This is a genomic window from Chitinophaga sp. XS-30, assembly GCF_008086345.1.
In the GTDB taxonomy this organism is placed as follows: Bacteria; Bacteroidota; Bacteroidia; order Chitinophagales; family Chitinophagaceae; genus Chitinophaga.
Window position 1 is genome coordinate 5,646,891 of the sequence record NZ_CP043006.1, and the last position, 13,590, is coordinate 5,660,480.

Below are 13,590 nucleotides of genomic sequence, written 5' to 3' on the forward strand. Positions count from 1 at the left end.
AGCGGCATGCTATAGCTATTATTTGTCCCCGGCCCTGATCGCCCCGGCTTTCAGCGGCCGCCAGGCACATTCATGCAGCAACATGCGGTCGCCGGCAGTATCTATGGAGGCGGATACCCAGCCGATGTATTCCTGATCCCCTTCCCTGAACTGAACGCCCAGGTATTTCCTGTCCGCAGCCACCCAGGCGCCCCGCCAGGTGGTGTCCGCGGGGTTGGCGGCGGGAAGCAGCAGCTCGCACATGAAATTGGCGTAGCTGTTCCACTGCCGCGGATAATCCGGAACGAGGGGCAGCATCCCGCCTTTATCCAGTTTCACCACGGAATCTTCCCCAGCCAGGATCTTGGCGGAAACCAGGGAAACAGCGTAAAATCGTGCATGGGTGCCTTCAGTGTCGTTAACGAGCCCGACGGTAAAGTACACTTCATCTTCGCCTTCTTCATTGATATCAAGACTAAAAGGTTTGAGGTACTTCACTTCCGCTTCTCCAAGGGAGCGGTGCTGGAAAGGGGGCTGATCTGGTTCTTTGGTGGACTTGCGGCAGGCGGCTACCAATAGCAGGCTGCCGAATAAAAGGGGCATAGATCTGTAAAAATGCATGGTTGAGGTATTTGAGGTTTGGGATTAAACGGGAAAACAACCGTAAAAGTTACACGATAAAAAAAGCCCCCCGGAATCCGGAGGGCCTTTCTATTCTATCTATCAACTTGTGCTAATCAGGCATTCACTTTACCTTTTACCTTTGCCACCACTTCTTCAGCGATGTTGTTCGGTGCAGGGCTGTAGTGAGAGAACTCCATGATGGAGGTAGCGCGGCCGGAAGACAGTGAACGCAGCTGCGTTACGTAACCGAACATTTCGCTCAGGGGCACTTTGGCTTTGATCACCTGTGCGCCATTGCGGGACTCCATACCTTCCAGCATACCACGGCGGCGGTTAAGGTCACCCGTCACATCACCCATGTACTGGTCGGGTGTGGTCACTTCCACTTTCATGATAGGTTCGAGCAGTACGGGTTTCGCTTTTCTGCCGGCTTCACGGAAGGCTTGCTTGGCGCAAAGCTCGAAAGACATGGCATCGGAATCCACTGCGTGGAAAGAACCGTCGAACAAACGGACTTTCAGGCTGGTCAGCGGGAAGTTGGCCAGCACACCATTGTTCATGGACTGTTCAAAACCTTTCTGTACCGCGGGGATGAATTCTTTGGGGATAGCACCACCGAAGATATCATTCACGAACTGGAAGGATTTGCCTTCGTTTTCTTTCAGCCATTCTTCTTCAGCAGGGCCTATTTCCACCTGGATATCGGCGAATTTACCACGACCACCGGTTTGTTTCTTGAATACCTCGCGGTGTTCCACCGGTTTGGTCAATGCTTCTTTATAAGCTACCTGGGGAGCGCCCTGGTTTACTTCCACCTTGAATTCGCGGCGCATACGGTCTACGATGATCTCCAGGTGAAGCTCACCCATACCGGATAATACGGTCTGGCCGGTTTCTTCATCTGTTTTTGCTTTCAGCGTAGGGTCCTCTTCCACCAGCTTGGCGATGGCCATCCCCATTTTGTCTACGTCTGCCTGTGTTTTAGGCTCGATAGCGATGTGGATAACCGGTTCAGGGAAGGACATGGATTCCAGTACGATCGGATGATCTTCGTGGCAGAGCGTGTCCCCTGTTTTGATATCTTTAAAACCAACAGCAGCTCCGATATCACCGGCTTCGATGAAGTCGATCGGGTTCTGCTTGTTAGCGTGCATCTGCATGATACGGCTGATACGCTCGTTCTTGCCGGTACGGGTGTTCAGTACGTATGAACCACCGTCCAGGCGGCCGGAATAAACCCGGAAGAATGCCAGACGGCCTACGAACGGGTCGGTAGCGATCTTGAACGCCAGGGCTGCGAAAGGCTCTTTCGGGTCGGGGTGACGTTCGATCTCCTCTCCATTATCAGGGTTAACGCCTTTTACGGCTTCAACGTCCATCGGAGAAGGGAGGTAGCGACAAACACCGTCCAGCATTTTCTGCACACCTTTGTTCTTGAAGGAAGAACCGCACAGCATCGGGATGATCGCCATATCGATAGTGGCTTTGCGGATCGCTTCATGAATTTCAATTTCGGAGATGGAATTCGGGTCTTCGAAGAATTTCTCCAGCAATTTGTCATCGTAGTCAGCTACTGCTTCCACGAGTTTTGCTCTCCATTCTTCAGCTTCCGCCTGCATATCCGCAGGGATCTCGATCTCTTCGAAGGTTGCGCCTTTGCCGGCTTCATCCCAGATGATCCCTTTCATGGTGATCAGGTCTACCACGCCTTTGAAGTTATCTTCAGCGCCGATGGGGAGCATCAGCGGAACAGGATTCGCACCGAGCATTTCCTTCACCTGTTTTACCACGTTCAGGAAGTCCGCACCGGAACGGTCCATTTTGTTCACAAAACCGATACGGGGCACCTTGTATTTGTTAGCCTGGCGCCATACGGTCTCAGACTGGGGCTCAACACCGGATACGGCGCAAAACAATGCCACCAGACCATCCAGTACACGCAGTGAACGCTCCACCTCTACGGTAAAGTCCACGTGCCCCGGGGTATCAATGATATTGAATTTATACTGTTTGGTATCAGGCGTACTTGTGCCCTGCAAGGTCGGGAAGTTCCAGAAACAGGTAGTAGCCGCAGATGTGATGGTAATACCTCTCTCCTGCTCCTGGGCCATCCAGTCCATGGTAGCTGCCCCTTCGTGAACCTCACCGATTTTGTGGGTCTTTCCTGTATAATACAGAATACGCTCTGTGGTAGTGGTCTTACCGGCATCGATGTGCGCCGCAATACCAAAGTTTCTTTGAAATCTTAAGTCTGCCATAAAAGTAAAATGACTTATAAGTAATGCAATTTGGGGGGCAAAGGTAATCTATTTCCATCAATAAATAAAGCCGGAATTATTTGTGAAATTGTTAAATCATGTGCTGCCGGGCGGGAAAGATTTTCTACCGCTCATCCTTCAAAAACCGCCAGAAATGAAATCAAGCCCTGAAAGCCTTTGTCCGCATCGTTTTTTATATATCTTTATGTTGTCTTTGAGCTAATTGAACCCATAAGCATTTCAAGTATCCAGAAAACTTTGATAATAACCGGCTGGGGAAGCCAAAAATGAGATTCTCCCGGAGAGGGGAAAGTATTGTCCGTGATAAGCATTCTTTTGTCGAGAATGAACCCATCTGATGCTCAGCAGTACTGCTGAAGGCATGAGGCTCTCCTGTTATTTTTATGCATTCCATAACCATCACATAACCCATCTCTCATGAACCATTATTCTACAAAACTCCTGTTACCTGCCATCATGCTGGCCATGGCCTGGCTTCCGGCCAGATCGCAGCTGGTACTGGTGCGGCAGGCTGTAGCTTCCGGCGGCGGCAGCGGCCCGGCCGGCGCGGTCAATTTCGACTTTACCATCGGCGAAACGATGGTCACCACACTCAGCGGGGGCATCATGCTTACCCAGGGCTTCCAGCAGCCTGAAGTACTGCCCCCTGTTACACAGGGAGCCAGCCCCATACTGGATTTCATGCTTTTTCCGAATCCTGCCGTGACGACGGTAAAAATGGAATTTGACCTGTTGACGGAGGCCACGGTCGTCTATATGATCGTGAACACGGCCGGGCAGGTGATCTTCCAGGATATCAAGCCCTTCGGCCCCGGGAAGGTGACCATTCCCACACCGGTCGACCGGCTGGCGGCGGGCATCTATACGGTCATCATCAAGGTGAACGGGCACGTCAGAACGGAAAAGCTGATCGTACAGTAAAGCACCCTCTGTTTAATCCAAAAATCATTACACATGAAGCAAAAGCACCTGCTGTGCATGCTTTGCTGCATCCTGGCCATACATCCGCTATTTGCCCAGAAATCGCAGCAGCAGCCTATGAACATAGGCGCAGCATTCCTGCTCGTCAATCCCGATGCGCGGAGCAGCGCAATGGGAGATGCTGTGACGGGTATTGAGCCGGATGCCAATGCCCTCTTCGGGAATGCTGCCAAGATCCCGTTCGCGGGGGACTGGGGCGTCAGCGCATCCTACTCCCCCTGGATGTGGGACCTGAATGACAGCAAAACCCACATGGGCTACGTTTCCGCCTTCAAAAGCTGGAATAACCGGGAAGGCGTTGGCCTGTCCGTGAAGTACTTCGACCACGGGGAGGTGACTTTCCGGGACGATAACGGTATGGAACTGCAGCAGTATCGCCCCCGGGAATACGCCATAGATGGCACTTATGCCCGAAAACTCGGGCAACACCTGGGCATGGCGGTATCGCTGCGCTATATCCGCAGCGAACTCGGTTCCGGCACCTACAACGGCCTGGTACAAAAACCAGCATCGGCCGTTGCCGGGGATGTGGGACTGTACTACCAGAATTATGCGGACCATATCGAATACGGTAACCGCTACAGCTGGGGGATCAGTTTTACCAACATCGGCTCCAAACTGAAATACACGGAAGATAACAACCGCAAGACCTTTCTTCCCATGAATCTGCGGATTGGCGGCGGCTACACTTTCGTGCATACGGAAGACCACCAGTTTTCCCTGGCGGTGGATATCAACAAATTACTGGTACCCACTCCCCCGGTGTACAAACTGGATGCCGGCGGCTTCCCCACGGACGAGATCGAAAGCGGCCGGGACCCTGATCGCGGTATCGTGGAATCCATCTTTTCCTCCTTCGGAGATGCTCCGGGTGGATTCGGCGAGGAGATCCGCGAATTCACGATCGGCAGCGGCATGGAATACGCTTACCAGCACAAATTCTTTGCGCGGGCGGGGTATTTCTATGAGCATCCGAACAAGGGCAACCGCCAGCATTTTGCAGCAGGCGTTGGCGTGAATATTTCCGGCTTCCGGGTGGATATGGCTTATCTCATGCCTACCGGCACCAGCCTGTTGCAGCGCAAGAGCCTGCGATTCACGCTGATGTACAGCCCCCGGTTCGGCGAAAACTGACCTTCTTTATTTCATACTTATACTTAATGTCAACAGTCATGAAAACACTTCTTTGTATAGTCATTCTTGTACTCACGGGCCTCGTATCCGTACATGCCCAGTCTCCCGAAAAGACCCATGATGTTTCCAAAAAAGGCCGGGACCGGCTTTTCCCGGATTTTGCGCAGGATATTGCGCGCCTGGAGGCTGCGGGCAAGACCAACTCCGTAAAACCGCCCCAGGCACTGGCTACCAGCCCCAGGGCGGTGCGTGACCTGATCTTTTTGAAAAGCAGCGGCGCCCGGTTATCAGGCGCAGCCCCTGCCACAGCCCTTCAGGTGGCCCCCGAGCAGCGGCAACTCCCTTCCGCGCTCAGCAGCGCCGAAACGGCCAAAGCCGTTGAGGAGGATAATGCTGCCGCCAGGGCAAAGATCAAAATCCCCAATACTGACCAGGGATCGGAGAACGGTCAGCCAGCCCCCAAACCTAAAAACTGAGCACAATGAAAAAAATACTATATCCGGTTATACTCCTCCTGTTGCTGTCGCTGCAGGACACTTTCGCACAAAACGGGCTTTCCGGCATCAACTACCAGGCTGTTGCCCGGAATGCCAACGGCACCGTGTTCGCCAACAAGGCGGTATCGGTCCGTTTTACCATTCGCGGCGGCGCGGCTGCCGGCCCTGTTCAATACCAGGAAACACATAATGCCAATACCAACAACCTCGGCCTCTTCACTTTGCAGATCGGGCGCGGCACCCCGGTGACGGGTACCTTTGCCGGCGTTCCCTGGGGCGATGCCAACCAGTACATCCAGGTGGAAGTGAACCCCGGCAGCGGGTATGCCGACCTCGGTACTGCCCAGCTGATGAGTGTGCCGTTTGCACAATTTGCGGCGAACGGGGTGGCTGGACCGGTTGGTCCTGCCGGCCCTGCCGGGCCCGTTGGTCCCGCCGGACCTGCCGGTGCTGATGGCGCGACTGGCCCCGTTGGGCCAGCTGGACCTGCTGGTGCTGTTGGCGCGGCTGGCCCTGTTGGTCCCGCCGGACCTGCCGGTGCTGATGGCGCGACTGGTCCCGTTGGGCCTGCGGGTCCCGTTGGCCCTGCTGGCCCTATTGGTCCCGCTGGACCGGCGGGTGCGGATGGAGCTGTTGGTCCGGTTGGGCCTGCCGGACCCATTGGCCCCATTGGACCTGCCGGCCCTGCAGGGCCTGCGGGTTCCATCGCCGGAGCGCCTGCCGGCGGAGATCTGAGCGGTACATACCCCGATCCCACGGTCGCCCAAATTCAGGCCATACCGGTATCCGCTGCAGCGCCAGCGGCCGGGCAGGTGTTGAAATTCGATGGAACAAGCTGGGCTCCTGCCACAGATAATGCAGGAGGCGGAACGTTCACCCTGCCTTACAGCGCTACGGAGAATAATGCAGCCACGCTTTTTTCCATTACCAATGATGGTGACGGCACATCGCTGGAAGGCGTGAACAACACCGCTACAGCCAGTATCAGCGCGATCAGGGGTATTGTGAGCTCCACCAGCCCCGGCGGATTTTCTTCCGCTGTGCGGGGCATCAATAACGGTACAGGCGGCCTGGGTGTTGGCGTATGGGGCTCCCAAGCGGGTTCCGGATGGGGCGTTTACGGTACAACGCCTAACGGTTTGGGCATTTACGGCAATTCATCAGGAGGCGGCACAGGCGTGTATGCCAACAGCAATACAGGTACAGGGCTTACGGCCACCAGTAATAACGGCATTCCTGCCAGCATCTCCATTTTCAACAATGCCAATGCGAACCATGTACTGGAAGCCAATACCGTGGGAAATGGCACGGTCATCAACGTTACTTCATCCGGCAACGGAGCAGGTGTTCGCAGCTCTACCGGCTCCGGTTTTGCAGTGCACGGCATTACCAGCGCGCAAACTTCAGCCGGTATTATCGGGGATAACAACGGCGGCGGTGAAGCGGTGGTAGGCCGTACAACAAGTGATATTGCCGGGGCGGTTGTAGGCCGGAATGATGGAGGAGGATATGGTGTGCGCGGGTTCATTTCAACCAATACCAGCGGCACCGGAGTTGGTGTACTCGGGCAAGTAGGTCTGAACAACAGCACCGGCAGGGCCGGCCGTTTCGAGAACCTTAATCAGACCAATACCACCGGCAATACCCTGGAAGTGGAAACAAACGGCAACGGTAATATCCCGGACAATACACAGGGCAATGCCGCTTCCTTCCTCGTGAACAATACCAATAGCGTAGGTGCGGCCGTAAGAGGGGAAGTAAAAACGATCTTCGGCAACTTCGGGGCTGCGGGGCTGTTTGGTATTTCTTCCGGTACCGGTGGGTTAGCCGGGCTTTTCCATGCCTCCAATGTAAACGGTAACGGCGCGGCGCTGGTGTCTATCACGGAGGGCAATGGCAATGCCATCACGGCTAATGCGGGAAAGGACGGCAATGCGATAGAAGCGAATATAGACGGAAGCGGCAACGCGCTGTATGCCTGGGTACCTACTTTCGCAACGGGCCGCGCGGGCCGGTTCAATATCTTCAACGAGAATAGTACCAGCGACGCAATCACTGTGACCACTGTAGGGAACGGTATAGCCGGCAATTTCAAGGTAGACAGGACTACAGGCACTTCCCCGGCGGTAAAAGGTGAAGTAAATTCCATCTTCGCCAATTTCGGAACGGCGGGCGTATATGGCCTGTCATCCGGCACCGGTGGTTATGCCGGCTTGTTCTATGCTTCCAATCCGGCTGGCAACGGCCCGGCTGTTCTGGCCCTTACGGAGGGTAACGGCAACGGCGTCACCGCTAACGCAGGCGGAAGTGGGGATGGCGTGGAAGCCAGCGCTGACGGCAGCGGAAATGCCGTTTATGGATGGATACCCAACTTCGGATCAGGCCGTGCCGGCCGTTTTGCCAACTTCAACACCGGTAATACCAATCCTGTTGTCCATATCAGCACCACTGGCACAGGATCCACATTGCTGGCCAACCACGGAGGCGCTTCGGGCAACATCGCCGTTTTCCAAAGCAGTGGCACTAACGTGGCCAGGGTGAACAAGGCGGGAAGGGGATTTTTCAACGACGGTACCCAGAACAGCGGAGCAGATATTGCCGAGTCCTTTGATGTAAGCGGGGGAAAAGCGGCGTATGAACCGGGAGATGTGTTGGTGATCGCTACGGATGCGGACAGGATGATGGAGAAATCCAGCACTCCCTATTCCAGCCTCGTTGCCGGTGTGTACGCTACCAAACCGGGCGTATTGCTGACGGAAGCGGGTATTGACGAGAATATCGACCACCAGGTGCCGATGGGCGTTGTGGGCGTGATCCCCACCAAAGTTTGTGACGAAGGCGGGCCCATCAAACGGGGCGATATGCTGGTGACTTCCGGCAAACCGGGTTATGCCATGAAAGCAGACCCCGAAAAGGTAAAACCCGGCCAGGTGATCGGCAAGGCGCTGCAGGAACTCCGTTCCGGCGAAGGCATGATCAAAGTGCTGGTCAATGTAAAATAAGAGCAGGGCGATGTCTGGCCAGTGCGAAAACGTCTCTGGCCGGACAAGGCCCGCAATGTATAAACAGCTTCAATGCAAAAAGCCGTCTTCATGGGTTGATAAAACCAGGGAGGCGGCTTCTTTATTGGAGGCTTTCCCACCAGCTTCCCTGCAACCGGAAAAGATGGGTAGGGACAAAACAAGAACATCCCCGGAAAGACCGGAGATGTTCGGAAATTATATCTATTCCGCCGAAGCGGGAATATGCTATATTTTGAAGTGGGAGAAAGCTTTGTTAGCTTCAGCCATACGGTGGGTATCTTCTTTCTTTTTGTAAGCGGCACCTTCACCTTTGCTGGCAGCGATGATCTCGTTGGCCAGTTTTTCAGCCATGCTCTTGCCGTTTCTTTCGCTTGCGTAACGTACGAGCCATTTGATGCTGAGGGATACTTTTCTGTCCGCACGAACTTCCGCGGGGATCTGGAAGGTAGCACCACCGATACGGCGGCTGCGTACTTCTACGGCAGGCGTTACGTTGGATAATGCTTTTTTCCAGATATCGTAACCGTTTTCGTTCGTCTGAGCGCTTACGCGGTCTACGGCATCATAGAAAATTTTATAGGCAATGCTCTTTTTTCCTTGTTCCATGATATTATTCACGAAACGGGTCACCAGTTTATCCTGAAACCTGGGGTCCGGGGCCAGTGGTAATTTTTTCGCAGCTTGCTTTCTCATTTATTTGAAAAATTTCGACTTTTATAATTTGTTATTTCTTGGCCTTTTCCTTCTTGGTACCGTATTTGGAACGGCTTTGTTTCCTGTCTTTCACACCAGCAGTATCCAGGGAACCACGAACGATGTGGTAACGTACGCCCGGCAGATCTTTTACCCTTCCGCCACGGATCAGTACGATGGAGTGTTCCTGCAGGTTATGGCCTTCACCTGGAATATACGCGATAACTTCCACTTTATTGGTCAGACGCACTTTGGCAACTTTACGCAAAGCAGAGTTCGGTTTCTTCGGAGTGGTAGTGTACACACGGGTACAAACGCCACGACGCTGCGGACAAGCATCCAATGCTCTGGACTTGGATTTGGCCCGGATAATTTCTCTTCCTTTTCTTACTAATTGTTGTATAGTAGGCATTCTTACCTAGTTTATTTTCTGCTGGTTTATAATCTGGCCCGGATATCCCATTATGGGAATTTGGGAGGGCAAAGGTATCACTTACTAATTAGAATACAAAATTGTAGGAAAGAAAATTTCCAAAAAAAGCAGGCTTATCCTGCATTCTCTCCCAATAGCACGGTCACCATCTGCTCCCACTCCGCATCCAGGCTTCCCCCGGGCATCACTTTGCCCGCCCTGGCGTACCAGTAGGCTGCATTGTGTCGGTCTCCTTCCTTACGATGCAAATAAGCATGCACCCAGGACCCTGCGGCCGAATGTATCTCCTGCGCAATATCATGCGATCGCTCCCAGTTCCCCTTCCCGTCCCACCACATGGCTTCCAGCACCGGGCTGAGACCGGCGGGCGGATGATCGTTCCTCAGGGTATCTTTAAATACTGAAATGGTCATACCCGCAAAGATAATATCAGCGGAGGACTTTTGTATCCATGGGTATACCATGGGTATGCTATGGGTATGCCATGGGTATGCTATGGATATGAGGTGGAGATGATCCGGCGTTGATCCGGCGTATTGCTGATCAAAAGCAACTTATATATACTTTTCAGAAATAATAAAAGGCCTCCCGCGGAAGGCCTTTTATCACTATTAATATAATATTACCCTAAATTTTAAAATTCCATCCTTTGTCATCCTCCGCCTTGCCGGTGCGGATCGCATCCAGCCGGTTGATGACCTCTGCGCTAACATCATATTTGGCAGTATCCAGCCTGATCTGGTGGTCTTTATAGTCCAGCTGCTCCACATACGCCACGCTGGAGGCGGTACCGGTGCCGAAAACTTCCCGCAGGCTGCCGTCTTTCCAGGCTTTCACCACATCATCTATGGATACCGGCCCTTCCACTACTTCCAGCCCCATATCCCCCAGTATCTCCATCACGCTGATACGGGTAACCCCGGCCAGGATGGTGCCATTGGTCAGATCCGGCGTAAAGACGCGGCTCCCGATGACCACAAATACGTTCATCGTACCGCATTCCTGCAGGTATTTATGTTCGGCTCCATCCACCCACAATATCTGGTCGTACCCCTTTTTACGCGCCTGCATGGTGGGGTACATGGTCCCGCCGTAGTTGCCCGCGGCTTTGGCATAGCCTACCCCGCCGGGGAAGGCCCTGATATATTTGTCCTGCACCAGCAGGTGGATAGGCTTGTTGAAATAAGGCCCCGAAGGGGAATTGATGATCATGAACTTATAGGTATCGGAAGGCCGTACCCCGATGAACTCGTCTGCTGCGATCATAAAAGGCCGCAGGTAGAGGGAACAGCCGGGATTGCCCGGCACCCAGCCGCGATCCAGGTCCACCAGCATGGCCATGCCCCCGATAAAGAGCCATTCCGGCACATCGGGCATGCCCATTCTTTCCGCACTGATATTAAAACGGGCGTAATTGTCGTATGGACGGAAGATCATGGGATTGCCCTCCTGGTCCTGGTAAGCCTTGATGCCCTCAAAGATCGCCTGCCCGTAATGCCAGGCGGCATTGGAAGGGCTGATGCTCAGATGCCCGAAAGGCAGAATTTCCGCATTCTTCCATTCTTTTCCATCAAAATCGGCCACAAGCATATGGTCCGCATACTTTTTACCAAACACCAGATTATTAAAGTCCACCTCGCTGAGCCGGCTTTTCGGGGTCCTGGTTACCTTAATCTTCTTCATCGCTTCTTCCATTATTACAGATTTAGCGGCGGGATAGTCAACTGCCATCATGGTTAATCAATTTTATCTCAATATTTTTACATTTTCCAAGCAGGTACCGTTCCTTCCGGACGATCCGCAAATAAACGTTTTTTCCCCAACATGGGGACCGTTGTATTAATCATTAATTATATATTTATGAGCCTTGACCGACTTCAGCTGGACCCCTATTTGCTGGCGCAAATGTACGACCAGCCTATCATCCCGGAGGAGCACAGGGCGCAACCCGCGGTGGCAAAAGCTTTGCCTAAAGTCAAATATTTAGGCGAAAATCAAAAAAACATCCTGCTGCTGATACAAAATGAAAGCGAAGCGTATTTGAACGACGAATTATTCAATCTCCTCGCCAATATATTGAATGCATGCAAACTGGGCATGCAGGATGTTGCATTGATCAATATTGCGCTTTATCCCGGCCTTACCCTGGCAGATTACCAGCAGGCCGTATCCGCAAGGCAATGCATCATTTTCGCCATTCCCCCTGCCATCCTGGGTTTGCCACCAATGCAACCCTATCTGCCGGAAACACACGGCCAGGTGGTGGCCGTCCATTCAGATGACCTGCAACTGATTGCAACCGACAAGCAGCTCAAAGGCCGTTTATGGCAGGGATTGAAACAACTTTTCGGGATTTGATTAACTTGCGCGGCTATGACGCTAGTATTTGCTACGAATAATGACAATAAGGTCCGGGAGATCCGCTCCATGCTTGGCGATGCCTTTCACATCGTCACCCTTCAGGAAGCAGGCATCGATATCGATATACCCGAACCGCATGACACCCTGGAGGCCAATGCCCTGGAAAAATCAGCCACCATCCACCGGATGACGGGCAAAAACTCCTTTTCCGAAGACACCGGCCTGGAAATTGACGCCCTGAACGGCGAACCCGGCGTGCTTTCCGCCCGTTATGCGGGAGAACAGAAAAGCGCGGAGGACAATATGACCAAAGTGCTGCAGCTTCTGGAAAACCAGCCCAACCGGAAAGCCCGCTTCAGAACGGTGATCTCCCTCATTCTGGAAGGACAGGAATACCAGTTCGAAGGGATCGCGGAAGGCAGCATCCTCCCCGCCCGCAAAGGTGGCAAAGGCTTCGGTTACGACCCGATCTTCCAGCCGGAAGGCAGCACCAAAGCTTTTGCTGAAATGGACCTTGCGGAAAAGAACCAGTTCAGCCACCGCGGCAAGGCATTCCGGAAACTCATCGATTTTTTACAACAACAACAGCATGGCAAGAGTTAAAATAGACATGCCCTCCGCCTACGGTTTCTCCTGTATCATCCCGGTACGTATCGGCGATGTGAACTACGGCGGGCATGTGGGGAACGACGCGATCGTTTCCATCCTTCATGAATCCCGCCTGCAATACCTCGCTTCCATCGGCTGCACGGAACTGGATGCCTTCGGCACCTCCATGATCATGGCGGACCTGGCGGTATTGTATAAAGGTGAGGGTTTCTACGGCGACCAGCTTACAGTGGAGATAACCGCTGATGAACTGAGCAGTGCGGGATTTGACCTGTTTTACCGTATCAGCACGGTGCGCGACGGAAAAAACAGCGTTATTGCGGAAGCCAAGACCGGCATGGTCTGCTTCGATTATGAACAGCGGAAGGTGGCCAGGCTGCCGGAAGCACTGAAACAAAAACTGATATGAATATAAAGGAGATCATACAGCTTCGCCGGACGGTGAAGCCTACCAGCATGAACGGAAAGAAGATCGATGATGCTGTTGTGCAGGAGCTTTTGCAGCTGGCGGACTGGGCGCCGACCCACGGGCTGACCGAGCCCTGGTATTTTGCCGTATTCGGCGGGGACAAGGTGAAAACGTTCTGTACAGATCATGCGGAGCTGTATAAAGCCTATACGCCGGCGGCCAGTTACATACCCGGCAATTATGAAAAGCTGCAAACGCAGGGGGACCTGGCTTCCCATGTGATCGCCATCTGCATGAAACGCGGCAGCAACCCCAAGATCCCGGAGGTGGAAGAGATAGCGGCGGTGGCTTGTGCCGTGCAGAACATCTGGCTCGCGGCAACTGACCAGCAGATAGCGGTGTACTGGGGCTCCGGGGGCATGACCTATACGCCGGCCATGCAGGATTACCTCGGGCTGCGTGATGAGGATAAAGTGCTGGGCTTCCTGTATCTCGGATATTCCGAAGAGGCCCCACGCCCCGGACGGCGCCTGAAGCCTCTTGATGAAAAAGTTAAATGGATGTAGAT

The 13,590-nt window shown here is 53.4% G+C and carries 14 protein-coding genes; 8 read left to right on the forward strand and 6 right to left on the reverse strand.

What is annotated here, in order from left to right; translation table 11 throughout:
• Positions 1 to 18: 18 nt before the first annotated feature.
• Entirely contained in the window at positions 19 to 600 is a 582-nt protein-coding gene (locus FW415_RS22685; protein WP_148389396.1) for a hypothetical protein, read from the reverse strand.
• Positions 601 to 716: 116 nt separating this feature from the next.
• Complete coding sequence (gene fusA, locus FW415_RS22690; RefSeq protein WP_148389397.1) at positions 717 to 2,861, reverse strand: elongation factor G; 2,145 nt, start codon at positions 2,859 to 2,861, stop codon at positions 717 to 719.
• A 438-nt stretch (positions 2,862 to 3,299) separates the two neighbouring features.
• Between fusA and FW415_RS22695 the strand changes: the two genes are divergently transcribed.
• The 4 genes from FW415_RS22695 to FW415_RS22710 are packed head-to-tail and all read left to right on the forward strand — an operon-like array spanning position 3,300 to position 8,496.
• Positions 3,300 to 3,803 (forward strand): T9SS type A sorting domain-containing protein, encoded by a 504-nt coding sequence (locus FW415_RS22695; RefSeq protein ID WP_148389398.1) that lies wholly within the window; start codon positions 3,300 to 3,302, stop codon positions 3,801 to 3,803.
• A gap of 33 nt (positions 3,804 to 3,836) precedes the next feature.
• Positions 3,837 to 4,997 carry a type IX secretion system outer membrane channel protein PorV gene (gene porV, locus FW415_RS22700; RefSeq protein ID WP_148389399.1) on the forward strand — a complete coding sequence of 387 codons (1,161 nt, stop codon included), beginning with the start codon at positions 3,837 to 3,839 and terminating at the stop codon, positions 4,995 to 4,997.
• Positions 4,998 to 5,035: 38 nt separating this feature from the next.
• Positions 5,036 to 5,473: a hypothetical protein gene (locus FW415_RS22705; protein WP_148389400.1), complete on the forward strand. Its 438-nt coding sequence runs from the start codon at positions 5,036 to 5,038 to the stop codon at positions 5,471 to 5,473.
• Positions 5,474 to 5,478: 5 nt separating this feature from the next.
• A complete protein-coding gene (locus FW415_RS22710; protein WP_210420775.1) occupies positions 5,479 to 8,496 on the forward strand; it encodes a collagen-like protein in 3,018 nt (1,005 codons plus the stop codon).
• 246 nt (positions 8,497 to 8,742) lie between these two features.
• Here FW415_RS22710 and rpsG read toward each other — a convergent pair whose 3' ends face one another.
• The 4 genes from rpsG to FW415_RS22730 form a co-directional block, all read right to left on the reverse strand.
• Positions 8,743 to 9,210, reverse strand: coding sequence for a 30S ribosomal protein S7 (gene rpsG, locus FW415_RS22715; protein ID WP_148389401.1), 468 nt, complete (start codon positions 9,208 to 9,210; stop codon positions 8,743 to 8,745).
• 31 nt (positions 9,211 to 9,241) lie between these two features.
• On the reverse strand, positions 9,242 to 9,622 hold the full coding sequence (rpsL, locus tag FW415_RS22720) for a 30S ribosomal protein S12 (protein ID WP_026751391.1): 381 nt from the start codon (positions 9,620 to 9,622) through the stop codon (positions 9,242 to 9,244).
• 134 nt (positions 9,623 to 9,756) lie between these two features.
• Entirely contained in the window at positions 9,757 to 10,056 is a 300-nt protein-coding gene (locus FW415_RS22725; protein ID WP_148389402.1) for a hypothetical protein, read from the reverse strand.
• A 214-nt stretch (positions 10,057 to 10,270) separates the two neighbouring features.
• Positions 10,271 to 11,377, reverse strand: a complete 1,107-nt coding sequence (locus tag FW415_RS22730; protein ID WP_246858837.1) for a branched-chain amino acid aminotransferase — start codon at positions 11,375 to 11,377, stop codon at positions 10,271 to 10,273.
• Positions 11,378 to 11,503: 126 nt separating this feature from the next.
• On the opposite strand from FW415_RS22730, the gene FW415_RS22735 reads away from it, so the two are divergent.
• From FW415_RS22735 to FW415_RS22750, 4 genes are read left to right on the forward strand one after another with little or no spacing between them, the layout of a single operon-like run.
• On the forward strand, positions 11,504 to 12,001 hold the full coding sequence (locus FW415_RS22735; protein ID WP_148389403.1) for a hypothetical protein: 498 nt from the start codon (positions 11,504 to 11,506) through the stop codon (positions 11,999 to 12,001).
• A gap of 15 nt (positions 12,002 to 12,016) precedes the next feature.
• On the forward strand, positions 12,017 to 12,607 hold the full coding sequence (gene rdgB / locus FW415_RS22740; protein WP_148389404.1) for an RdgB/HAM1 family non-canonical purine NTP pyrophosphatase: 591 nt from the start codon (positions 12,017 to 12,019) through the stop codon (positions 12,605 to 12,607).
• Positions 12,594 to 13,022, forward strand: coding sequence for a thioesterase family protein (locus FW415_RS22745; RefSeq protein ID WP_148389405.1), 429 nt, complete (start codon positions 12,594 to 12,596; stop codon positions 13,020 to 13,022). Before rdgB ends, FW415_RS22745 begins: the two co-directional genes overlap by 14 nt.
• The gene (locus FW415_RS22750) at positions 13,019 to 13,588 is read left to right on the forward strand and encodes a nitroreductase (RefSeq protein ID WP_148389406.1); all 570 of its coding nucleotides are present in this window, start codon (positions 13,019 to 13,021) and stop codon (positions 13,586 to 13,588) included. The genes FW415_RS22745 and FW415_RS22750 overlap by 4 nt, the downstream gene beginning before the upstream one ends.
• The last annotated feature ends 2 nt before the right edge of the window (positions 13,589 to 13,590 follow it).

Coding starts and splice junctions, on each gene's coding strand:
- FW415_RS22685 (WP_148389396.1), bottom strand. CDS start 600: ATGCATTTTTACAGATCTATGCCCCTTTTATTCGGCAGCCTGCTATTG.
- fusA (WP_148389397.1), bottom strand. CDS start 2,861: ATGGCAGACTTAAGATTTCAAAGAAACTTTGGTATTGCGGCGCACATC.
- FW415_RS22695 (WP_148389398.1), top strand. CDS start 3,300: ATGAACCATTATTCTACAAAACTCCTGTTACCTGCCATCATGCTGGCC.
- porV (WP_148389399.1), top strand. CDS start 3,837: ATGAAGCAAAAGCACCTGCTGTGCATGCTTTGCTGCATCCTGGCCATA.
- FW415_RS22705 (WP_148389400.1), top strand. CDS start 5,036: ATGAAAACACTTCTTTGTATAGTCATTCTTGTACTCACGGGCCTCGTA.
- FW415_RS22710 (WP_210420775.1), top strand. CDS start 5,479: ATGAAAAAAATACTATATCCGGTTATACTCCTCCTGTTGCTGTCGCTG.
- rpsG (WP_148389401.1), bottom strand. CDS start 9,210: ATGAGAAAGCAAGCTGCGAAAAAATTACCACTGGCCCCGGACCCCAGG.
- rpsL (WP_026751391.1), bottom strand. CDS start 9,622: ATGCCTACTATACAACAATTAGTAAGAAAAGGAAGAGAAATTATCCGG.
- FW415_RS22725 (WP_148389402.1), bottom strand. CDS start 10,056: ATGACCATTTCAGTATTTAAAGATACCCTGAGGAACGATCATCCGCCC.
- FW415_RS22730 (WP_246858837.1), bottom strand. CDS start 11,377: ATGATGGCAGTTGACTATCCCGCCGCTAAATCTGTAATAATGGAAGAA.
- FW415_RS22735 (WP_148389403.1), top strand. CDS start 11,504: ATGAGCCTTGACCGACTTCAGCTGGACCCCTATTTGCTGGCGCAAATG.
- rdgB (WP_148389404.1), top strand. CDS start 12,017: ATGACGCTAGTATTTGCTACGAATAATGACAATAAGGTCCGGGAGATC.
- FW415_RS22745 (WP_148389405.1), top strand. CDS start 12,594: ATGGCAAGAGTTAAAATAGACATGCCCTCCGCCTACGGTTTCTCCTGT.
- FW415_RS22750 (WP_148389406.1), top strand. CDS start 13,019: ATGAATATAAAGGAGATCATACAGCTTCGCCGGACGGTGAAGCCTACC.